Origin of the sequence: Burkholderia sp. BCC1972 (assembly GCF_905339605.1) — a bacterium.
Taxonomy (GTDB): domain Bacteria; phylum Pseudomonadota; class Gammaproteobacteria; order Burkholderiales; family Burkholderiaceae; genus Burkholderia.
This window is the reverse complement of the sequence record NZ_CAJPGH010000041.1, coordinates 22,094-44,077: the sequence shown is the minus strand read 5'-3', so window position 1 is coordinate 44,077 and position 21,984 is coordinate 22,094. Positions and strand designations below refer to the sequence as shown.

15 protein-coding genes and 4 tRNA genes are annotated in these 21,984 nt (G+C 61.5%); all 19 read left to right on the top strand.

Annotated elements, in window-relative coordinates; translation table 11 throughout:
* Positions 1 to 539: 539 nt before the first annotated feature.
* A tRNA-Tyr gene (locus tag U5798_RS34920) sits at positions 540 to 625 on the top strand.
* Positions 626 to 668: 43 nt separating this feature from the next.
* Positions 669 to 742: transfer RNA gene (locus U5798_RS34915), tRNA-Gly, on the top strand.
* Between the two features lie 24 nt (positions 743 to 766).
* A tRNA-Thr gene (locus U5798_RS34910) sits at positions 767 to 841 on the top strand.
* 66 nt (positions 842 to 907) lie between these two features.
* Entirely contained in the window at positions 908 to 2,098 is a 1,191-nt protein-coding gene (tuf, locus tag U5798_RS34905) for an elongation factor Tu (RefSeq protein ID WP_011350666.1), read from the top strand.
* Positions 2,099 to 2,157: 59 nt separating this feature from the next.
* Positions 2,158 to 2,233 (top strand) — tRNA-Trp (locus U5798_RS34900).
* 43 nt (positions 2,234 to 2,276) lie between these two features.
* Entirely contained in the window at positions 2,277 to 2,657 is a 381-nt protein-coding gene (gene secE, locus U5798_RS34895; protein ID WP_006482892.1) for a preprotein translocase subunit SecE, read from the top strand.
* Between the two features lies 1 nt (position 2,658).
* Entirely contained in the window at positions 2,659 to 3,216 is a 558-nt protein-coding gene (gene nusG, locus U5798_RS34890) for a transcription termination/antitermination protein NusG (RefSeq protein WP_006400672.1), read from the top strand.
* 141 nt (positions 3,217 to 3,357) lie between these two features.
* Complete coding sequence (gene rplK / locus U5798_RS34885) at positions 3,358 to 3,789, top strand: 50S ribosomal protein L11 (protein WP_006477201.1); 432 nt, start codon at positions 3,358 to 3,360, stop codon at positions 3,787 to 3,789.
* A complete protein-coding gene (gene rplA / locus U5798_RS34880; protein ID WP_124456905.1) occupies positions 3,790 to 4,485 on the top strand; it encodes a 50S ribosomal protein L1 in 696 nt (231 codons plus the stop codon).
* 308 nt (positions 4,486 to 4,793) lie between these two features.
* Positions 4,794 to 5,291, top strand: coding sequence for a 50S ribosomal protein L10 (gene rplJ / locus U5798_RS34875; protein WP_059232621.1), 498 nt, complete (start codon positions 4,794 to 4,796; stop codon positions 5,289 to 5,291).
* Between the two features lie 63 nt (positions 5,292 to 5,354).
* Entirely contained in the window at positions 5,355 to 5,729 is a 375-nt protein-coding gene (rplL, locus tag U5798_RS34870) for a 50S ribosomal protein L7/L12 (RefSeq protein WP_006477198.1), read from the top strand.
* Positions 5,730 to 6,109: 380 nt separating this feature from the next.
* Positions 6,110 to 10,216, top strand: a complete 4,107-nt coding sequence (gene rpoB, locus U5798_RS34865) for a DNA-directed RNA polymerase subunit beta (protein WP_124456904.1) — start codon at positions 6,110 to 6,112, stop codon at positions 10,214 to 10,216.
* 21 nt (positions 10,217 to 10,237) lie between these two features.
* Positions 10,238 to 14,479 (top strand): DNA-directed RNA polymerase subunit beta', encoded by a 4,242-nt coding sequence (gene rpoC / locus U5798_RS34860; RefSeq protein WP_322084668.1) that lies wholly within the window; start codon positions 10,238 to 10,240, stop codon positions 14,477 to 14,479.
* Between the two features lie 267 nt (positions 14,480 to 14,746).
* Positions 14,747 to 16,594 (top strand): DNA helicase RecQ, encoded by a 1,848-nt coding sequence (gene recQ / locus U5798_RS34855; protein ID WP_322084667.1) that lies wholly within the window; start codon positions 14,747 to 14,749, stop codon positions 16,592 to 16,594.
* A 227-nt stretch (positions 16,595 to 16,821) separates the two neighbouring features.
* The gene (gene rpsL, locus U5798_RS34850) at positions 16,822 to 17,202 is read left to right on the top strand and encodes a 30S ribosomal protein S12 (RefSeq protein WP_006400662.1); all 381 of its coding nucleotides are present in this window, start codon (positions 16,822 to 16,824) and stop codon (positions 17,200 to 17,202) included.
* A 172-nt stretch (positions 17,203 to 17,374) separates the two neighbouring features.
* The gene (gene rpsG, locus U5798_RS34845) at positions 17,375 to 17,845 is read left to right on the top strand and encodes a 30S ribosomal protein S7 (protein WP_006477195.1); all 471 of its coding nucleotides are present in this window, start codon (positions 17,375 to 17,377) and stop codon (positions 17,843 to 17,845) included.
* A gap of 123 nt (positions 17,846 to 17,968) precedes the next feature.
* Positions 17,969 to 20,071, top strand: coding sequence for an elongation factor G (gene fusA, locus U5798_RS34840; RefSeq protein ID WP_124456900.1), 2,103 nt, complete (start codon positions 17,969 to 17,971; stop codon positions 20,069 to 20,071).
* Between the two features lie 39 nt (positions 20,072 to 20,110).
* Entirely contained in the window at positions 20,111 to 21,301 is a 1,191-nt protein-coding gene (tuf, locus tag U5798_RS34835) for an elongation factor Tu (RefSeq protein WP_011350666.1), read from the top strand.
* 287 nt (positions 21,302 to 21,588) lie between these two features.
* Entirely contained in the window at positions 21,589 to 21,900 is a 312-nt protein-coding gene (rpsJ, locus tag U5798_RS34830; protein WP_004199280.1) for a 30S ribosomal protein S10, read from the top strand.
* Positions 21,901 to 21,984 lie beyond the last annotated feature (84 nt).

Below are 21,984 nucleotides of genomic sequence, written 5' to 3'. Positions count from 1 at the left end.
CGGCGACCGGCGACCGGCGACCGGCGACCGGCGACCGGCGACCGGCGTCGACAGGGACGGGGGAGGTTGGCCCACATCTCGCGCGGACGCGATGGCGCCATTACAGGGCCCAAACACCCGAAAGTTCGGATAGCGCAGCGCACGGTACAGCCGCGAGCTCGAGCGGGCAGCCGCGCGACGGGACGCGCGAAATCCCGATTTCCCGCAAGCGGCAGGGCGCCGAAGCCGCCGAAAAATGCCGCAGGCGGGGCCGGCGAAGTCGTCCGGCACGAAATTTGCGGAAATTTTGCTTCTACCCGCTTGGCATTGTGCGAAAGAGGTCGTATCATGGCGGTCTTTCGTTTTTAGCGCAGATGCAGATCGGCGCTAAGGGCGGAGTCTGACGAAGATGTGGCGCCGGTCGGCAGCATCTCGTGCTTGCCTTAGCCGGGCGGGCGCGGGGATCGGTGGTAAAGCAGGAGTCAGGAAGAGAATGAAAATAATCTTCCGGATGTGCTTGACACGAGTGCGATGCACCCCCATAATCGTCAGTTCTCTACGGAGGGGTGCCCGAGTGGCTAAAGGGGGCAGACTGTAAATCTGTTGGCTTACGCCTACGTTGGTTCGAATCCAACCTCCTCCACCAAGATATCAGCGCAGTGAGCGGTAAGGAATCGTTAGTGGCCCGTGCGGGTGTAGCTCAATGGTAGAGCAGAAGCCTTCCAAGCTTACGACGAGGGTTCGATTCCCTTCACCCGCTCCAGACCGCTAAGTTGAAGCGTAAAACGCCCATGTGGCTCAGTGGTAGAGCACTCCCTTGGTAAGGGAGAGGTCGGCAGTTCGATCCTGCCCATGGGCACCAGCAGTAAAAAGTCAGTGTCTTGTTTGCGCGCGGCGCAACCTGTGAAATTCCTTTTGGGAGTCGAAAATGGCCAAGGGTAAATTCGAGCGGACCAAGCCGCACGTGAACGTTGGTACGATTGGTCACGTTGACCACGGCAAGACGACGCTGACGGCAGCGATCACGACGGTTCTGACGAAGAAGTTCGGCGGCGAAGCGAAGGCATACGACCAGATCGACGCGGCACCGGAAGAAAAGGCGCGCGGCATCACGATCAACACGGCACACGTCGAGTACGAAACGGCCAACCGCCACTACGCACACGTCGACTGCCCGGGCCACGCTGACTATGTGAAGAACATGATCACGGGCGCAGCGCAGATGGACGGCGCGATCCTGGTTTGCTCGGCAGCTGACGGCCCGATGCCGCAGACGCGTGAGCACATCCTGCTGGCGCGCCAGGTTGGCGTTCCGTACATCATCGTGTTCCTGAACAAGTGCGACATGGTGGACGACGCAGAACTGCTCGAGCTGGTCGAGATGGAAGTTCGCGAACTCCTGTCGAAGTACGACTTCCCGGGCGACGACACGCCGATCGTGAAGGGTTCGGCAAAGCTGGCGCTGGAAGGCGACACGGGCGAGCTGGGCGAAGTGGCGATCATGAGCCTGGCCGATGCGCTGGACACGTACATCCCGACGCCGGAGCGTGCAGTTGACGGCGCGTTCCTGATGCCGGTGGAAGACGTGTTCTCGATCTCGGGCCGTGGTACGGTGGTGACGGGTCGTGTCGAGCGCGGCATCGTGAAGGTCGGCGAGGAAATCGAAATCGTCGGTATCAAGCCGACGGTGAAGACGACCTGCACGGGCGTTGAAATGTTCCGCAAGCTGCTGGACCAAGGTCAGGCAGGCGACAACGTTGGTATCCTGCTGCGCGGCACGAAGCGTGAAGACGTGGAGCGTGGCCAGGTTCTGGCGAAGCCGGGTTCGATCACGCCGCACACGCACTTCACGGCTGAAGTGTACGTGCTGAGCAAGGACGAAGGCGGCCGTCACACGCCGTTCTTCAACAACTACCGTCCGCAGTTCTACTTCCGTACGACGGACGTGACGGGCTCGATCGAGCTGCCGAAGGACAAGGAAATGGTGATGCCGGGCGACAACGTGTCGATCACGGTGAAGCTGATCGCTCCGATCGCGATGGAAGAAGGTCTGCGCTTCGCAATCCGCGAAGGCGGCCGTACCGTCGGCGCCGGCGTCGTCGCCAAGATCATCGAGTAAGCCAGTTATTCGTTGATCGACAGTTTTGGGGCTGGCAACAGCCGGCCCCAACATGGTTTAGGGGTATAGCTCAACTGGCAGAGCGTCGGTCTCCAAAACCGAAGGTTGGGGGTTCGATTCCCTCTGCCCCTGCCAAAAAATAGCCACGTGTCCTACGTGGCATTTGTTTTAAGGTGTTATGGCGAATCCATCCGTCGAAACTGTAAATACCTCCGGCGATAAGCTGATGCTGGCCCTGGGCGTATTGCTGGTCTTGGCCGGATTCGTGGGCTTCTTCTGGCTGGCCAATCAGCAGTGGTATGTCCGCGGTGCCGCGTTGGCGGTGGGTATCATCGCCGGCGTGGCCGTCGGACTGATGTCCGCTCCTGGCAAGAGCCTCATCGCCTTTGCCAAGGATTCGTACAAGGAAGTCCGGAAGGTCGTTTGGCCCACCCGCAAGGAAGCAACGCAAACCACACTCGTCGTGTTCGGTTTCGTGCTCGTGATGGCGATTTTCCTCTGGTTGAGTGACAAATCGATCGAATGGGTGATTTTCTCGGCGATTCTGGGTTGGAAATGATATGAGCGATACTCCGGCATCCCCGAGCGGAAAGCGTTGGTACGTCGTGCACGCCTACTCCGGTATGGAGAAGAGCGTGCAACGTGCGCTTCAGGAGCGCATCGAACGTGCTGGCATGCAGGACAAATTCGGTCAGATCCTGGTTCCGACCGAAGAAGTGGTCGAAGTCAAGGGCGGCCACAAGGCCGTGACCGAGCGTCGTTTCTTCCCCGGCTATGTGCTGGTGGAAATGGAAATGACGGACGAAACGTGGCACCTCGTGAAGAACACCGCGAAGGTCACCGGTTTCGTCGGCGGTGCGCGTAACCGCCCGACCCCGATTTCCCCGAAGGAAGTCGAGAAGATCATGTCGCAGATGCAGGAAGGCGTCGAAAAGCCGCGCCCGAAGACCCTGTTCGAAGTTGGCGAGATGGTGCGTGTCAAGGAAGGCCCGTTCACGGACTTCAACGGCACCGTCGAAGAAGTCAACTACGAAAAATCGCGCGTGCGTGTGTCGGTCACCATTTTTGGCCGATCCACCCCGGTCGAGCTCGAGTTCGGCCAGGTCGAAAAAGTTTGACCCCGATTCGGTGGGCAGCCTCGGCTGCCCACCTTCGCGCTTACGGCCCGCGTCATGGCCGTTGAGGAGCGTCAGTAGCCAGCGGCGAACGCGCGTTATTACTCACCGAACGCCCTTCCGGCGTTCCAATGAGGTTCACAAATGGCAAAGAAGATTATCGGCTTTATCAAGCTGCAGATCCCTGCAGGTAAAGCCAACCCGTCGCCGCCGGTCGGTCCGGCACTGGGCCAGCGCGGCCTGAACATCATGGAGTTCTGCAAGGCGTTCAACGCGCAGACTCAAGGCATGGAGCCGGGTCTGCCGGTGCCGGTGGTCATCACGGCATTCGCTGACAAGAGCTTCACGTTCGTGATGAAGACGCCGCCGGCAACCGTCCTGATCAAGAAGGCGGCCAAGGTGGACAAGGGCTCGAGCAAGCCGCACACCGACAAGGTCGGTTCGATCACGCGCGCTCAAGCTGAAGAAATCGCAAAGACCAAGATGCCGGACCTTACGGCAGCTGATCTGGACGCAGCCGTTCGCACCATCGCTGGTAGCGCACGCTCGATGGGCATCACTGTGGAGGGCGTGTAAATGGCTAAGATCTCCAAGCGCCGTCAGGCATTTGCCGCCAAGGTTGATCGTCAGAAGCTGTACGCGATCGAAGACGCACTGAGCCTCGTGAAGGAATGCGCGAGCGCGAAGTTCGACGAGTCGATCGACGTCGCGGTCCAGCTCGGCATCGATGCAAAGAAGTCGGACCAGGTCGTTCGTGGTTCGGTCGTTCTGCCGGCCGGTACGGGCAAGTCGGTTCGCGTTGCCGTGTTCGCGCAAGGCGAAAAGGCCGAGCAGGCTCGTGCAGCAGGCGCGGAAATCGTCGGTATGGAAGACCTGGCTGAGCAGATCAAGGCTGGCCAGATGGACTTCGACATCGTGATCGCTTCGCCGGACACGATGCGTATCGTCGGTACGCTCGGCCAGATCCTCGGCCCGCGCGGCCTGATGCCGAACCCGAAGGTCGGTACGGTCACGCCGGACGTCGCAACCGCCGTCAAGAACGCGAAGGCTGGTCAGGTGCAATTCCGTGTCGACAAGGCCGGTATCATCCACGCGACCATCGGCCGTGCATCGTTCGAACCGACCGCACTGCGTTCGAACCTGTCGGCGCTGATCGAAGCGCTGCAGAAGGCCAAGCCGGCAACGAGCAAGGGCGTGTACCTGCGCAAGATCGCACTGTCGAGCACGATGGGCGTCGGCGTGCGTGTCGACCAGGCTACGCTGGCAGCGTAAGAAAGTATTCGGGCCGCTTCGTTCGCGAAGCGGCCTACATGGGCTTTGGGCGGTTGTTCGTGCAGCATGGCGGGCAACCGGTTATCAAAGACCGTTGGTGGGACGCAGCAGGCAGGTGATCCCTTAATTCAAGCCAACGCAGATGGCGAACCCGAAAAAGTTTTGCAGTGGTGAAGCCGCAGGCCGTGAAGCGATTCGCGGCGTGAGGTGGAAATACTCCTAACGAGGTCGGACGCCGTTGTTGAACGAGGTACGTGAGGTTTTGGCCATATCGGCCGCGCCGAACGTATCGTTTCTGGAGGCTAACCGTGCCGCTTAATAGAGAAGACAAGCAAGCCGTCGTCGCTGAGGTTTCCGCGCAAGTCGCGAAGGCCCAGACCGTTGTGCTGGCTGAGTATCGTGGAATTGCGGTTGGCGATCTGACCAAGCTGCGCGCGCAAGCGCGTGAGCAAAAGGTTTACCTGCGCGTGTTGAAGAACACGCTGGCGCGTCGCGCCGTTGAAGGTACGCCGTTTGCTCCGCTGGCAGAGCAGATGACTGGTCCGCTGATCTACGGCATCTCGGAAGATGCAATTGCTGCTGCTAAGGTCGTCAACGACTTCGGCAAGAGCAACGACAAGTTGATCATCAAGGCTGGTTCGTTCGATGGCAAGGTGATGGACAAGGCTGGCGTGCAAGCGCTGGCAAGCATCCCGAGCCGCGAAGAACTGCTCTCGAAGCTGCTGTTCGTTATGCAATCGCCTGTTTCGGGCTTCGCGCGTGCTCTGGCAGCGCTGGCCGAGAAGAAGCAAGCGGAAGCTGCGTAAGCGAACGTGCATCAGCGTCATTGATCGCTGGCTGTATCCGAATTCAATTTAGGAGTATTTCAAATGGCAATCGCAAAAGAAGACATCCTGGCAGCAGTCGAAGGGATGACCGTTCTGGAACTGAACGAACTGGTCAAGGCATTCGAAGAGAAGTTTGGCGTGTCGGCAGCTGCAGTGGCAGTCGCTGGCCCGGCAGGCGGCGGCGCTGCTGCTGCTGCAGAAGAAAAGACCGAATTCACGGTCGTGCTGGCTGAAGCCGGCGCCAACAAGGTTTCGGTCATCAAGGCCGTTCGCGAACTGACGGGCCTGGGCCTGAAGGAAGCGAAGGACCTGGTTGACGGTGCACCGAAGCCCGTCAAGGAAGGCGTCGACAAGGCTGCTGCTGAAGAAGCCAAGAAGAAGCTGGAAGAAGCAGGCGCGAAGGTCGAAGTCAAGTAAGTTTCGACGCGCTGTGCGAAGGCTGGCGGTATTTTCACCGCCGGCCTTTTTGTGCTTTGTGGGATCGTTATTCTGGCACTCATTCGGGAGCCCGAATAATCGGTCCCAGAAGCCAAAGAAAACCGCCTCATCGTTGTGAAAGGTCACGCACGATTGGCGGTTCTCTTTGTCTTCTGAAGCGACTGCAGAAGGCAAGTTTGGTCGGGTAGCGGGCAACACAGGCATCCGCTGCCGTCAGCCAGCGGTTGGTAGCGGCCAACCACCAAGCTTCTCGGCTCGTTCAAGCCGTCAACGGCCATCGGGTCTCAGTCGGTGAACACTCGGGTTTGAAACGTCCAGGTATTCCGCCTCGATAGCACCCGCCGTGATTCGGAGATCGTATGCAATATTCCTTCACCGAGAAGAAGCGCATTCGCAAGAGTTTCGCGAAGCGCCCCATCGTTCACCAAGTTCCGTTCTTGCTGGCTACCCAGCTTGAATCATTCAGCACGTTTCTGCAAGCCGATGTGCCGGCGACGCAACGCAAGCCTGAAGGTTTGCAGGCCGCGTTCACATCGGTATTTCCCATTGTTTCGCACAACGGTTTCGCGCGCCTCGAGTTCGTGAGCTATGCGCTGTCCTCGCCGGCATTCAACATCAAGGAATGCCAGCAGCGGGGCCTGACGTACTGCTCCGCGCTGCGCGCGAAGGTCCGCCTTGTCATCCTCGACAAGGAATCGCCGAACAAGCCGGTCGTCAAGGAAGTGAAGGAGCAGGAAGTGTACATGGGCGAAATTCCGCTCATGACGCCGACGGGCTCGTTCGTCATCAACGGCACCGAGCGTGTCATCGTCTCGCAGCTGCACCGTTCGCCGGGCGTGTTCTTCGAACACGACAAGGGCAAGACGCACAGCTCGGGCAAGCTGCTGTTCTCGGCACGGATCATTCCGTACCGCGGCTCGTGGCTCGACTTCGAATTCGATCCGAAGGACATCCTGTACTTCCGCGTTGACCGTCGCCGCAAGATGCCGGTCACGATCCTGCTGAAGGCCATCGGCCTGACGCCGGAACAGATCCTCGCGAACTTCTTCGTGTTCGACAACTTCACGCTGATGGACGAAGGCGCGCAACTCGAGTTCGTGCCCGAGCGCCTGCGTGGTGAAGTCGCGCGTTTCGACATCACGGATCGCGATGGCAAGGTCATTGTCCAGAAGGACAAGCGGATCAACGCGAAGCACATTCGCGACCTCGAAGCCGCGAAGACCAAGTTCATCTCGGTGCCGGAAGACTATCTGCTCGGCCGCGTGCTGGCGAAGAACGTCGTCGACGGCGACACCGGCGAAGTGATCGCGAGCGCGAACGACGAAGTCACGGAAAGCGTGCTCGAGAAGCTGCGCGAAGCGGGCATCAAGGACATCCAGACGCTCTACACGAACGACCTGGACCAGGGCCCGTACATCTCGTCGACGCTGCGTGTCGACGAAACGACCGATCGTACGGCCGCGCGCATCGCGATCTACCGCATGATGCGTCCGGGCGAGCCGCCGACCGAAGAAGCGGTCGAGGCACTGTTCAACCGTCTGTTCTACAGCGAAGAAGCGTACGACCTGTCGAAGGTCGGCCGCATGAAGTTCAACCGCCGCGTCGGCCGTGACGAGATCGTCGGCCCGATGACGCTGCAGGACGACGACATCCTCGCGACGATCAAGATCCTCGTCGAGCTGCGCAACGGCAAGGGCGAAGTGGACGACATCGACCACCTCGGCAACCGTCGTGTGCGTTGCGTCGGCGAACTGGCGGAGAACCAGTTCCGCGCCGGTCTCGTGCGTGTCGAACGCGCGGTCAAGGAACGCCTCGGCCAGGCCGAAAGCGAAAACCTGATGCCGCACGACCTGATCAACTCGAAGCCGATTTCGTCGGCGATTCGCGAGTTCTTCGGTTCGTCGCAGCTGTCGCAGTTCATGGACCAGACCAACCCGCTGTCGGAAATCACGCACAAGCGCCGTGTTTCCGCACTGGGCCCGGGCGGTCTGACGCGCGAACGCGCAGGCTTCGAAGTCCGCGACGTGCACCCGACCCACTATGGCCGCGTGTGCCCGATCGAAACGCCGGAAGGTCCGAACATCGGCCTGATCAACTCGCTCGCACTGTACGCGCACCTGAACGAATACGGCTTCCTCGAGACGCCGTACCGCAAGGTCGTGGACAGCAAGGTGACCGACCAGATCGACTACCTGTCGGCGATCGAGGAAGGCCGCTACATGATCGCGCAGGCAAACGCCGCGATCGACGAGAACGGCCAGCTGATCGACGAACTCGTGTCGTCGCGTGAAGCCGGCGAAACGATGATGGTCACGCCGGACCGTATCCAGTACATGGACGTCGCGCCGTCGCAGATCGTGTCGGTTGCAGCTTCGCTGATTCCGTTCCTCGAGCACGATGACGCGAACCGTGCACTGATGGGTTCGAACATGCAGCGTCAGGCCGTGCCGTGTCTGCGTCCGGAAAAGCCGGTCGTCGGGACGGGTATCGAGCGCACCTGTGCGGTCGACTCGGGTACGACGGTTCAGGCGTTCCGTGGCGGCGTCGTCGACTATGTCGACGCAGGCCGTATCGTGATTCGCGTGAACGACGAAGAAGCGGTCGCAGGTGAAGTCGGTGTCGACATCTACAACCTGATCAAGTACACGCGTTCGAACCAGAACACGAACATCAACCAGCGTCCGATCGTGAAGATGGGCGACAAGGTCTCGCGCGGCGACGTGCTGGCCGACGGCGCCTCGACGGACCTGGGCGAGCTCGCGCTCGGCCAGAACATGCTGATCGCGTTCATGCCGTGGAACGGCTACAACTTCGAGGATTCGATCCTGATCTCGGAGAAGGTCGTTGCGGACGATCGCTACACGTCGATCCACATCGAAGAGCTGAACGTCGTTGCACGCGACACGAAGCTCGGGCCGGAAGAAATCACGCGCGACATCTCGAACCTGGCGGAAGTCCAGCTCGGCCGTCTCGACGAATCGGGCATCGTGTACATCGGTGCGGAAGTCGAAGCAGGCGACGTGCTGGTCGGCAAGGTCACGCCGAAGGGCGAGACCCAGCTGACGCCGGAAGAGAAGCTGCTGCGCGCGATCTTCGGCGAGAAGGCTTCGGACGTGAAGGACACGTCGCTGCGCGTGCCGTCGGGCATGAGCGGCACCGTGATCGACGTCCAGGTGTTCACGCGTGAAGGCATCCAGCGCGACAAGCGTGCGCAACAGATCATCGACGACGAACTGAAGCGCTATCGTCTCGACCTGAACGACCAGCTGCGCATCGTGGAAGGCGACGCGTTCCAGCGTCTCGCACGCATGCTCGTGGGCAAGGTCGCGAACGGCGGTCCGAAGAAGCTCGCGAAGGGTACGAAGATCGACCAGGCTTACCTGGAAGACCTCGACCACTACCACTGGTTCGACATCCGCCTCGCGGACGACGAAGCAGCGGCGCAGCTCGAAGCGATCAAGAACTCGATCGAAGAAAAGCGTCACCAGTTCGACCTCGCGTTCGAAGAGAAGCGCAAGAAGCTCACGCAAGGCGACGAACTGCCGCCGGGCGTGCTGAAGATGGTCAAGGTGTACCTCGCGGTGAAGCGCCGTCTGCAGCCTGGCGACAAGATGGCAGGCCGTCACGGTAACAAGGGTGTCGTGTCGAAGATCGTCCCGATCGAAGACATGCCGTACATGGCCGACGGCCGTCCGGCAGACGTCGTGCTGAACCCGCTCGGCGTGCCGTCGCGGATGAACGTGGGCCAGGTTCTGGAAGTGCACCTCGGCTGGGCCGCGAAGGGTCTCGGCTGGCGTATCGGCGAGATGCTGCAGCGTCAGGCGAAGATCGAGGAACTGCGCGTGTTCCTGACGAAGATCTACAACGAGTCGGGCCGCCAGGAAGATCTGGAAAGCTTCACCGACGACGAGATCCTCGAACTCGCGAAGAACCTGCGCGAAGGCGTGCCGTTCGCGACGCCGGTGTTCGACGGTGCGACCGAGGAAGAAATGGGCAAGATGCTCGACCTCGCGTTCCCGGACGACATCGCTGAACAGCTCGGCATGAACCCGTCGAAGAACCAGGTCCGTCTGTACGACGGCCGCACGGGTGAAATGTTCGAACGTCGCGTGACGCTCGGCTACATGCACTACCTGAAGCTGCACCACTTGGTCGACGACAAGATGCACGCGCGTTCGACCGGTCCGTACTCGCTCGTCACGCAGCAGCCGCTGGGTGGTAAGGCGCAGTTCGGTGGCCAGCGTTTCGGTGAAATGGAAGTGTGGGCACTCGAAGCGTACGGCGCGTCCTACGTGCTGCAGGAAATGCTGACGGTGAAGTCGGACGACGTGAACGGCCGGACCAAGGTCTATGAGAACCTGGTCAAGGGCGATCACGTGATCGATGCAGGCATGCCGGAATCCTTCAACGTGCTCGTGAAGGAAATCCGCTCGCTCGGTATCGATATCGATCTCGACCGCAATTAATCGGACTACGGAGAGAAAGCAATGAAAGCTCTGCTCGATCTATTCAAGCAAGTCCAACAGGAAGAAGTTTTCGACGCGATCAAGATCGGTCTGGCCTCGCCGGACAAGATCCGTTCGTGGTCGTTCGGCGAAGTCAAGAAGCCGGAGACCATCAACTACCGTACGTTCAAGCCGGAACGCGATGGTCTCTTCTGCGCGAAGATCTTCGGGCCGATCAAGGACTACGAGTGCCTGTGCGGCAAGTACAAGCGTCTGAAGCACCGCGGCGTGATCTGCGAGAAGTGCGGCGTCGAAGTGACGCTGGCGAAGGTGCGTCGCGAACGGATGGGCCACATCGAGCTGGCCTCGCCGGTCGCGCACATCTGGTTCCTGAAGTCGCTGCCGTCGCGTCTGGGCATGGTGCTCGACATGACGCTGCGCGACATCGAACGCGTGCTGTACTTCGAAGCCTACGTGGTGATCGAACCGGGCATGACGCCGCTGAAGGCGCGGCAGATCATGACCGAAGAGGATTACTACAACAAGGTCGAGGAATACGGCGACGAATTCCGTGCCGAGATGGGCGCGGAAGGCGTGCGTGAACTGCTGCGCGCGATCAACATCGACGAGCAGGTCGAGACGCTGCGCACCGAGCTGAAGAACACCGGCTCGGAAGCGAAGATCAAGAAGTACGCGAAGCGCCTGAAGGTCCTCGAGGCATTCCAGCGTTCGGGCATCAAGCCCGAGTGGATGATTCTCGAAGTGCTGCCGGTGCTGCCGCCGGAACTGCGTCCGCTCGTGCCGCTGGATGGCGGCCGTTTCGCGACGTCGGACCTGAACGACCTGTATCGCCGCGTGATCAACCGTAACAACCGGTTGAAGCGTCTGCTCGAGCTGAAGGCACCTGAAATCATCGTCCGCAACGAAAAGCGGATGCTGCAGGAAGCCGTCGACTCGCTGCTCGACAACGGTCGTCGCGGCAAGGCGATGACGGGCGCGAACAAGCGTCCGCTGAAGTCGCTCGCCGACATGATCAAGGGCAAGGGCGGTCGTTTCCGTCAGAACCTGCTGGGCAAGCGCGTCGACTACTCGGGCCGTTCGGTCATCGTGGTCGGCCCGACGCTGAAGCTGCACCAGTGCGGCCTGCCGAAGCTGATGGCGCTCGAGCTGTTCAAGCCGTTCATCTTCAACAAGCTGGAAGTGATGGGCGTCGCGACGACCATCAAGGCTGCGAAGAAGGAAGTCGAGAACCAGACGCCGGTGGTGTGGGACATCCTCGAAGAGGTGATCCGCGAGCATCCGGTGATGCTGAACCGTGCGCCGACGCTGCACCGTCTCGGTATCCAGGCGTTCGAGCCGGTGCTGATCGAAGGCAAGGCGATTCAGCTGCACCCGCTCGTCTGCGCGGCGTTCAACGCCGACTTCGACGGTGACCAGATGGCCGTTCACGTGCCGCTGTCGCTCGAAGCGCAGATGGAAGCGCGTACGCTGATGCTGGCGTCGAACAACGTGCTGTTCCCGGCCAACGGCGATCCGTCGATCGTGCCGTCGCAGGATATCGTGCTGGGTCTGTACTACGCGACCCGCGAAGCCGTCAACGCGAAGGGCGAAGGCCTGTCGTTCACGGGCGTGTCGGAAGTGATCCGCGCGTACGAGAACAAGGAAGTCGAGCTGGCCTCGCGCGTCAACGTGCGGATCACCGAAATGGTCCGCAACGAAGACATGTCGGAAGGCGCGCCGGAATTCGTGCCGAAGATCTCGCTGTACGCGACGACCGTCGGCCGCGCGATCCTGTCGGAGATCCTGCCGCACGGCCTGCCGTTCTCGGTGCTGAACAAGCCGCTGAAGAAGAAGGAAATCTCGCGCCTGATCAACACGGCGTTCCGCAAGTGCGGTCTGCGCGCGACGGTGGTGTTCGCCGACCAGCTGATGCAGTCGGGTTTCCGTCTCGCGACGCGCGCCGGCATTTCGATCTGCGTGGACGACATGCTCGTGCCGCCGCAGAAGGAAACGATCGTCGGCGACGCCGCGAAGAAGGTGAAGGAGTACGACCGCCAGTACATGTCGGGTCTCGTCACCGCGCAGGAACGCTACAACAACGTGGTCGACATCTGGTCGGCAACGTCGGAAGCGGTCGGCAAGGCGATGATGGAGCAGCTGTCGACGGAGCCGGTGACGGACCGCGACGGCAAGGAAACGCGCCAGGAATCGTTCAACTCGATCTACATGATGGCCGACTCGGGCGCCCGGGGTTCGGCGGTTCAGATTCGTCAGCTGGCCGGTATGCGAGGCCTGATGGCGAAGCCGGACGGCTCGATTATCGAGACGCCGATTACCGCGAACTTCCGCGAAGGTCTGAACGTGTTGCAGTACTTCATCTCGACCCACGGTGCACGTAAGGGTCTGGCTGATACGGCACTGAAGACCGCGAACTCGGGTTACCTGACGCGTCGTCTCGTCGACGTCACGCAGGATCTGGTCGTGGTGGAAGACGATTGCGGCACGTCGAACGGCGTCGCGATGAAGGCGCTGGTCGAAGGCGGTGAAGTCGTCGAAGCGCTGCGCGACCGTATCCTCGGCCGCGTCGCGGTCGCGGACGTCGTGAACCCGGAAACGCAGGAAACGGTGTACGAATCGGGCATGCTGCTCGACGAAACGGCGGTCGAGGAAATCGAACGCCTCGGCATCGACGAAGTGCGCGTGCGCACGCCGCTGACCTGCGAAACGCGTTACGGCCTGTGCGCGGCCTGCTACGGCCGTGACCTCGGCCGCGGCTCGCTCGTGAACGTCGGCGAAGCAGTCGGCGTGATCGCGGCGCAGTCGATCGGTGAACCGGGCACGCAGCTGACGATGCGTACGTTCCACATCGGTGGTGCGGCATCGCGTGCGGCAGTGGCTTCGTCGGTCGAAGCGAAGAGCAACGGTATCGTGCGCTTCACGGCGACGATGCGCTACGTCACGAACGCGAAGGGCGAGCAGATCGTCATTTCCCGTTCGGGCGAAGCGATGATCACCGACGACTTCGGTCGCGAGCGCGAGCGTCACAAAGTGCCGTACGGCGCGACGCTGCTGCAGCTCGACGGCGCGACGATCAAGGCCGGCACGCAGCTCGCCACGTGGGATCCGCTGACGCGTCCGATCATCACCGAGTACGGTGGTACGGTGAAGTTCGAGAACGTCGAGGAAGGCGTGACCGTCGCGAAGCAGATCGACGACGTGACCGGCCTGTCGACGCTGGTCGTGATCGACGTGAAGCGTCGCGGTTCGCAGGCGTCGAAGAGCGTGCGTCCGCAGGTGAAGCTGCTCGACGCGAACGGCGAAGAAGTGAAGATTCCGGGCACCGAGCACGCAGTGCAGATCGGCTTCCAGGTTGGCGCACTGATCACCGTGAAGGATGGCCAGCAGGTGCAGGTCGGTGAAGTGCTCGCACGTATCCCGACCGAAGCGCAGAAGACGCGTGACATTACCGGCGGTCTGCCGCGGGTGGCGGAACTGTTCGAAGCGCGTTCGCCGAAGGATGCCGGCATTCTCGCGGAAGTCACCGGTACGACGTCGTTCGGCAAGGACACGAAGGGCAAGCAGCGTCTCGTCATCACGGATCTCGAGGGCAACCAGCACGAGTTCCTGATCGCGAAGGAAAAGCAGGTTCTGGTTCACGATGCACAGGTCGTCAACAAGGGCGAAATGATCGTGGACGGTCCGGCCGATCCGCACGACATCCTGCGTCTGCAGGGTATCGAGGCGCTGTCGCGCTACATCGTCGACGAAGTGCAGGACGTGTATCGTCTGCAGGGCGTGAAGATCAACGACAAGCACATCGAGGTGATCGTTCGCCAGATGCTGCGTCGTGTGCAGATCACCGACAACGGTGATACGCGCTTCATCCCGGGCGAACAGGTCGAGCGTTCCGACATGCTGGACGAGAACGATCGCATGATCGCCGAGGACAAGCGCCCGGCTTCGTACGACAACGTGCTGCTCGGTATCACGAAGGCGTCGCTGTCGACCGACTCGTTCATCTCCGCGGCATCGTTCCAGGAAACGACCCGCGTGCTGACCGAAGCGGCGATCATGGGCAAGCGCGACGATCTGCGTGGCCTGAAGGAAAACGTGATCGTCGGCCGTCTGATTCCGGCCGGTACGGGTCTCGCGTTCCACAAGGCACGCAAGGCGAAGGAATCGTCGGATCGTGAGCGTTTCGACCAGATCGCAGCGGAAGAGGCATTCGACTTCGGCACGCCGAGCGCGCCGGCAGAAGAGCCGCAACACCCGGCAGCCGAGTAAGTGCGGGCGGCGCGAGCCGCCTCACCTCGTTGTCACCGAAACCGCCCGGTTCCGCCGGGCGGTTTTTTTTCATCCGTCGTTCACGTGCATGACGTGCCTGCGCAGTGCCCGCGCGTGCCCCGCCATCATTGGCCGCGCAGCCGGGGCAGGCCCGTCATGCACGCGAACGAACCCTGACCGAATGGCCAACGTCGCACGATTCGCCACGCGCCGAGCGAGCGGGTTGTTAAAATCGCGGTCATCGTTTAGCCGTCCTTGTTCTCATTCATGTCCCGCGCCCTCGAAATTCTCGACGAAGTCTTTGGTTATTCCGCCTTTCGCGGCCAGCAGGGCGAGATCGTCGAGCACGTCGCCGGCGGCGGCGATTGTCTCGTGCTGATGCCGACGGGCGGCGGCAAGTCGCTGTGCTACCAGATCCCCGCGCTGCTGCGCCGCGAGACCGGGCAGGGCGCCGGCATCGTCGTGTCGCCCCTGATCGCGCTGATGCAGGACCAGGTCGCCGCGCTGCGCGAAGTCGGCGTGCGAGCGGCCTACCTGAATTCGACGCTGTCGGGCGCCGAGGCCGCGGCCACCGAGCGCGCGCTGCGCGAAGGCGAAATCGACCTGCTGTACGTCGCGCCGGAGCGGTTGATGACGGGGCGCTTCCTCGACCTGCTCGAGCGCGCGAAGATCGGCCTGTTCGCGATCGACGAAGCGCACTGCGTGTCGCAATGGGGGCACGATTTCCGCCCGGAATACATCCAGCTGTCGGTGCTGCACGAGCGGTTCCCGTCGGTGCCGCGCATCGCGCTGACGGCCACGGCCGACGCGATCACGCGCGACGAGATCATCCATCGCCTCGCGCTCGACGATGCACGCGTGTTCGTGTCGAGCTTCGATCGCCCGAACATCCGCTACCGGATCGTCGAGAAGGACAACGCGCGCTCGCAGCTGCTCGATTTCATCCGCGCCGAACACACGAATGCAGACGGCACGACGGACGCCGGCGTCGTCTATTGCCTGTCGCGCCGCAAGGTCGAGGAAACGGCCGAGTGGCTGAAGGCGCAGGGCGTGCGCGCGCTGCCGTATCACGCGGGAATGGAGTTCGAGGTGCGGCAGAAGCACCAGGAAATGTTCCAGCGGGAAGAGGGCATCGTGATGTGCGCGACGATCGCGTTCGGCATGGGCATCGACAAACCCGACGTGCGCTTCGTTGCGCACCTGGACCTGCCGAAGAGCGTCGAAGGCTACTACCAGGAAACCGGCCGCGCGGGCCGCGACGGGATGCCCGCGAATGCGTGGATGGCATACGGCCTCGGCGACGTCGTCCAGCAGCGCAAGATGATCGACGAGTCCGACGCGGACGACGCACACAAGCGCGTGCAGACGTCGAAGCTCGATGCGCTGCTCGGGCTGTGCGAGACGATCTCGTGCCGCCGCGTGCGGCTGCTGAACTATTTCGGCGAAGAGAGCCGGCCGTGCGGCAACTGCGACACGTGCCTCGAGCCGCCCGCATCGTGGGATGCCACGCGCGAGGCGCAGATGGCGCTGTCGTGCGTGTTCCGCGCGCAGCGCGCGAGCGGCTTCAATTTCGGCTCGAGCCACCTGATCGAGATCCTGCGCGGCGGGCGCACCGAGAAAGTGTTGCAGCGCGGCCACGACCAGCTCACGACGTTCGGGATCGGCGCATCGCTGTCCGAGCCCGAATGGCGCGCGATTTTCCGGCAGCTCGTCGCGTACGGCTACCTGGCCGTCGATCATGGCGGCTTCGGCGCGCTCGTGCTGACCGAGGCAGCGAAGCCCGTCCTGAAGAACGAGGAGAAGGTCACGCTGCGCCGCTACGTGAAGCCGCAGCGCACGCGGCAGTCGTCGGGCCGCAGCGGCACGCGCGTCGACCCGACGGCCGGCATGGATGCGCGCGAGCGCGCGCGGTGGGATGCGCTGCGTGCGTGGCGCGCGGAAACCGCCAAGACCGACGGCGTGCCGGCCTACGTGATCTTCCACGACGCGACGCTCGCGGAAATCGCGCGCAACGCGCCGGAGTCGATCGACGACCTGCGCCACATTCCCGGCATGGGCGTACGCAAGCTCGAGCGCTTCGGCGACGAGATCATCGACGTCGTCGAATCGGCCTGACACAGGTGTTCCGACCCTTCCGGTAAACCACGCGGTCGACGGGAAAATCACGCAAGCCGTTGACTTAGTTGGTATTTCCGGAATATGATGCTGGGTTCCGGTATTCGGTGGGCCGTGTCGCGTTCGAAAGCTCGCACCCGATTCGCCGGTTCGGAAGTCAACTGTGCGCCGATTCTCGCTTTGCCCGAAATCGGTGTGCAGATTTTGTTCAATTTCAGGAATAAACAATGCCAACCATCAACCAACTGGTTCGCAAAGGCCGTCAGTCGGAAACGACGAAGAGCAAGAGCCCGGCCCTGCAGGACTGCCCCCAGCGTCGCGGCGTGTGCACCCGTGTGTACACGACGACGCCGAAGAAGCCGAACTCGGCACTCCGTAAGGTCGCCAAGGTTCGTCTGACGAACGGCTTCGAAGTGATTTCGTACATCGGCGGTGAAGGCCACAACCTGCAGGAACACTCGGTTGTGCTGATCCGCGGCGGCCGTGTGAAGGACTTGCCGGGTGTGCGTTACCACATGGTTCGCGGCTCGCTGGATACCCAGGGCGTCAAGGACCGTAAGCAAGCGCGCTCGAAGTACGGCGCGAAGCGTGCAAAGGCTGCCAAGTAAGCAGTTTTTGATCAGGGATCGCCGCAGGGCGGTCAAGGCGGGAGTGCCGGATTGCCGGTGCTGTCGAGTAAGTGGTCACCCGGCCAAGCTGGTTAGTCGTGAAGATGTGATCGGGTTTGTTGGTGGCCGCGGAGCTGGAACCAGCTCCAACTGAACAAGTAAAGGAAGAATCATGCCGCGTCGTCGCGAAGTCCCCAAGCGGGAAGTGTTGCCGGATCCGAAGTTCGGTAACGTTGATGTTGCCAAGTTCATGAACATGCTGATGCTGTCCGGCAAGAAGTCGGTCGCAGAGCGCATCGTTTATGGCGCATTCGAACAGATCCAGACCAAGGGTGGCAAGGACCCGCTGGAAGTGTTCACGGTTGCGCTCAACAACGTGAAGCCGGTGGTTGAAGTGAAGAGCCGTCGCGTTGGTGGTGCCAACTATCAAGTTCCGGTCGAAGTGCGCCCGTCGCGTCGTATGGCATTGGCGATGCGCTGGCTGCGTGAGGCTGCGAAGAAGCGTAGCGAGAAGTCGATGGCCCTGCGCCTGGCAGGTGAACTCTCCGAAGCGGCCGAAGGCCGTGGCGGCGCGATGAAGAAGCGCGACGAAGTTCACCGCATGGCAGAAGCCAACCGCGCGTTCTCGCATTTCCGTTTCTAAGCGCCTGGCTGGGCTGTTAGCGGAAATAAATTCCGGGCGGGTGCGCTTTTCAGGCGCCTCGCCCGTTTGTGTTGAAGCATGATGCAGCTGGGCTGCATCGTGTCATCCCAGTAGAGGATCAAAGTGGCTCGCAAGACTCCTATCGAGCGCTACCGCAATATCGGTATTAGCGCTCACATCGACGCCGGCAAAACGACGACGACCGAGCGCATTCTGTTTTACACCGGTGTGAACCACAAGATCGGTGAAGTCCACGACGGCGCAGCCACGATGGACTGGATGGAGCAGGAACAGGAGCGTGGCATCACGATCACGTCCGCTGCTACCACGGCCTTCTGGAAGGGCATGGGCGGCAACTATCCGGAACACCGCATCAACATCATCGACACCCCGGGCCACGTCGACTTCACGATTGAAGTCGAGCGCTCGATGCGCGTGCTCGACGGCGCGTGCATGGTGTACTGCGCAGTGGGCGGCGTGCAGCCGCAGTCGGAAACGGTGTGGCGCCAGGCGAACAAGTACAAGGTGCCGCGTCTCGCGTTCGTCAACAAGATGGACCGTACCGGCGCGAACTTCTTCAAGGTCTATGACCAGCTCCGTCTGCGCCTGAAGGCGAACCCGGTTCCGGTCGTGGTGCCGATCGGCGCGGAAGAAAACTTCAAGGGCGTCGTCGACCTGATCAAGATGAAGGCGATCGTGTGGGACGAAGCGTCGCAAGGCACGAAGTTCGACTACGTCGACATCCCGGCCGAGCTCGCGGAAACCTGCAAGGAATGGCGCGAAAAGATGGTCGAGGCGGCTGCTGAAGCCAACGAAGACCTGATGAACAAGTACCTGGAAGAAGGCGATCTGCCGGAAGCCGACATCGTCAAGGCGCTGCGTGATCGTACGATCGCGTGCGAAATCCAGCCGATGCTGTGCGGTACCGCGTTCAAGAACAAGGGCGTGCAGCGTATGCTCGACGCCGTGATCGACTTCCTGCCGTCGCCGGTCGACATCCCGCCGGTCAAGGGCGAACTCGAAAACGGCGAGTCGGCAGAGCGCCGCGCGTCGGACGACGAGAAGTTCTCGGCACTCGCGTTCAAGATCATGACCGACCCGTTCGTCGGCCAGCTGATCTTCTTCCGCGTGTACTCGGGCGTCGTGAATTCGGGCGACACGCTGCTGAACTCGACGAAGGACAAGAAGGAACGCCTGGGTCGTATTCTGCAAATGCACGCGAACCAGCGCGAAGAAATCAAGGAAGTTCGCGCAGGCGACATCGCTGCTGCGGTCGGCCTGAAGGAAGCGACCACGGGCGACACGCTGTGCGACCCGGCGAACCCGATCATCCTCGAGCGCATGGTGTTCCCGGAGCCGGTGATTTCGCAGGCAGTCGAGCCGAAGACCAAGGCTGACCAGGAAAAGATGGGCCTCGCACTGAACCGTCTGGCTCAGGAAGATCCGTCGTTCCGCGTGCAGACCGACGAAGAGTCGGGCCAGACCATCATTTCGGGCATGGGCGAGCTCCACCTCGAAATTCTGGTCGACCGGATGAAGCGTGAATTCGGCGTGGAAGCAACCGTCGGCAAGCCGCAGGTTGCGTACCGCGAAACGATCCGTTCGACGGCGAAGGATGTCGACGGCAAGTTCGTCAAGCAGTCGGGCGGTCGCGGCCAGTACGGTCACGCGGTCATCACGCTCGAGCCGAACGAACAAGGCAAGGGCTACGAGTTCTTCGACGAGATCAAGGGTGGTGTGATTCCGCGTGAATACATCCCGGCGGTCGACAAGGGTATCCAGGACACGCTGAAGTCGGGCGTGCTGGCTGGCTTCCCGGTCGTCGACGTGAAGGTTCACCTGACGTTCGGTTCGTACCACGACGTTGACTCGAACGAAAACGCGTTCCGCATGGCCGGTTCGATGGCGTTCAAGGAAGCGATGCGCAAGGCGAACCCGGTCGTCCTCGAGCCGATGATGGCTGTCGAAGTCGAGACGCCGGAAGACTACATGGGCAACGTGATGGGCGACCTGTCGGGCCGTCGCGGTATCGTCCAGGGCATGGAAGACATGGTCGGCGGCGGCAAGATCGTTCGCGCCGAAGTGCCGCTGTCGGAAATGTTCGGTTACTCGACGTCGCTGCGTTCGCTGACGCAAGGTCGTGCAACGTACACGATGGAGTTCAAGCACTACGCTGAAGCTCCGCGCAACGTTGCTGACGCGATCATCAGCGCGAAGTCGAAGTAATTCGTTATCTCAATCGATAATTTTTGAAAGAAGAGAATCATGGCAAAAGGTAAATTCGAGCGGACCAAGCCGCACGTGAACGTTGGTACGATTGGTCACGTTGACCACGGCAAGACGACGCTGACGGCAGCGATCACGACGGTTCTGACGAAGAAGTTCGGCGGCGAAGCGAAGGCATACGACCAGATCGACGCGGCACCGGAAGAAAAGGCGCGCGGCATCACGATCAACACGGCACACGTCGAGTACGAAACGGCCAACCGCCACTACGCACACGTCGACTGCCCGGGCCACGCTGACTATGTGAAGAACATGATCACGGGCGCAGCGCAGATGGACGGCGCGATCCTGGTTTGCTCGGCAGCTGACGGCCCGATGCCGCAGACGCGTGAGCACATCCTGCTGGCGCGCCAGGTTGGCGTTCCGTACATCATCGTGTTCCTGAACAAGTGCGACATGGTGGACGACGCAGAACTGCTCGAGCTGGTCGAGATGGAAGTTCGCGAACTCCTGTCGAAGTACGACTTCCCGGGCGACGACACGCCGATCGTGAAGGGTTCGGCAAAGCTGGCGCTGGAAGGCGACACGGGCGAGCTGGGCGAAGTGGCGATCATGAGCCTGGCCGATGCGCTGGACACGTACATCCCGACGCCGGAGCGTGCAGTTGACGGCGCGTTCCTGATGCCGGTGGAAGACGTGTTCTCGATCTCGGGCCGTGGTACGGTGGTGACGGGTCGTGTCGAGCGCGGCATCGTGAAGGTCGGCGAGGAAATCGAAATCGTCGGTATCAAGCCGACGGTGAAGACGACCTGCACGGGCGTTGAAATGTTCCGCAAGCTGCTGGACCAAGGTCAGGCAGGCGACAACGTTGGTATCCTGCTGCGCGGCACGAAGCGTGAAGACGTGGAGCGTGGCCAGGTTCTGGCGAAGCCGGGTTCGATCACGCCGCACACGCACTTCACGGCTGAAGTGTACGTGCTGAGCAAGGACGAAGGCGGCCGTCACACGCCGTTCTTCAACAACTACCGTCCGCAGTTCTACTTCCGTACGACGGACGTGACGGGCTCGATCGAGCTGCCGAAGGACAAGGAAATGGTGATGCCGGGCGACAACGTGTCGATCACGGTGAAGCTGATCGCTCCGATCGCGATGGAAGAAGGTCTGCGCTTCGCAATCCGCGAAGGCGGCCGTACCGTCGGCGCCGGCGTCGTCGCCAAGATCATCGAGTAACATCGACGATCCGCGGATCCCGGCGGGGTCCGCGATTCCCGCGGTATGCAGTTGTACCGTCGAAACCGGGTGTCCAGCTTGCGCTGGCACCCGGTTTTGTTTTTCCGGCGGCGCGTTGCGCGGGCCGAGAAATGCACGCCACGGTTTCGAAATTTCGTGTAGAATCGCGGGCTTAGCAGTGGAAGTACCGTCAGGAACGTGATGTCTCGCTCCCCGCAGGCGTCATGTTTCACGTTCTTTTAGTGTCCGGCGATGCAACATCGCCTCGCTCTTTTCAAGGAATCGTCATGCAGCAACAGAAAATCCGCATTCGCCTGAAGGCATTCGACTATCGTCTGATCGATCAATCGGCTGCCGAGATCGTCGATACCGCGAAGCGGACTGGCGCAATCGTCCGTGGCCCGGTACCGCTGCCGACGCGCATTCAGCGTTTTGACATCCTGCGTTCGCCGCACGTCAACAAGACGTCGCGCGATCAGCTCGAAATCCGCACCCACCAGCGCCTGATGGATATCGTCGACCCGACGGACAAGACCGTTGACGCGCTGATGAAGCTCGACCTGCCGGCTGGCGTCGACGTGGAAATCAAGCTGCAGTAAGGCTTCCAGCGCCGGTCGGCTCGCCGGGCGGTGCTAAGTCTTTGTATTGCTTGCGGAAATCGGGAAGTCGGGCTATACTGCTTG

Coding starts and splice junctions, on each gene's coding strand:
- tuf (WP_011350666.1), top strand. CDS start 908: ATGGCCAAGGGTAAATTCGAGCGGACCAAGCCGCACGTGAACGTTGGT.
- secE (WP_006482892.1), top strand. CDS start 2,277: ATGGCGAATCCATCCGTCGAAACTGTAAATACCTCCGGCGATAAGCTG.
- nusG (WP_006400672.1), top strand. CDS start 2,659: ATGAGCGATACTCCGGCATCCCCGAGCGGAAAGCGTTGGTACGTCGTG.
- rplK (WP_006477201.1), top strand. CDS start 3,358: ATGGCAAAGAAGATTATCGGCTTTATCAAGCTGCAGATCCCTGCAGGT.
- rplA (WP_124456905.1), top strand. CDS start 3,790: ATGGCTAAGATCTCCAAGCGCCGTCAGGCATTTGCCGCCAAGGTTGAT.
- rplL (WP_006477198.1), top strand. CDS start 5,355: ATGGCAATCGCAAAAGAAGACATCCTGGCAGCAGTCGAAGGGATGACC.
- rpoB (WP_124456904.1), top strand. CDS start 6,110: ATGCAATATTCCTTCACCGAGAAGAAGCGCATTCGCAAGAGTTTCGCG.
- rpoC (WP_322084668.1), top strand. CDS start 10,238: ATGAAAGCTCTGCTCGATCTATTCAAGCAAGTCCAACAGGAAGAAGTT.
- recQ (WP_322084667.1), top strand. CDS start 14,747: ATGTCCCGCGCCCTCGAAATTCTCGACGAAGTCTTTGGTTATTCCGCC.
- rpsL (WP_006400662.1), top strand. CDS start 16,822: ATGCCAACCATCAACCAACTGGTTCGCAAAGGCCGTCAGTCGGAAACG.
- rpsG (WP_006477195.1), top strand. CDS start 17,375: ATGCCGCGTCGTCGCGAAGTCCCCAAGCGGGAAGTGTTGCCGGATCCG.
- tuf (WP_011350666.1), top strand. CDS start 20,111: ATGGCAAAAGGTAAATTCGAGCGGACCAAGCCGCACGTGAACGTTGGT.
- rpsJ (WP_004199280.1), top strand. CDS start 21,589: ATGCAGCAACAGAAAATCCGCATTCGCCTGAAGGCATTCGACTATCGT.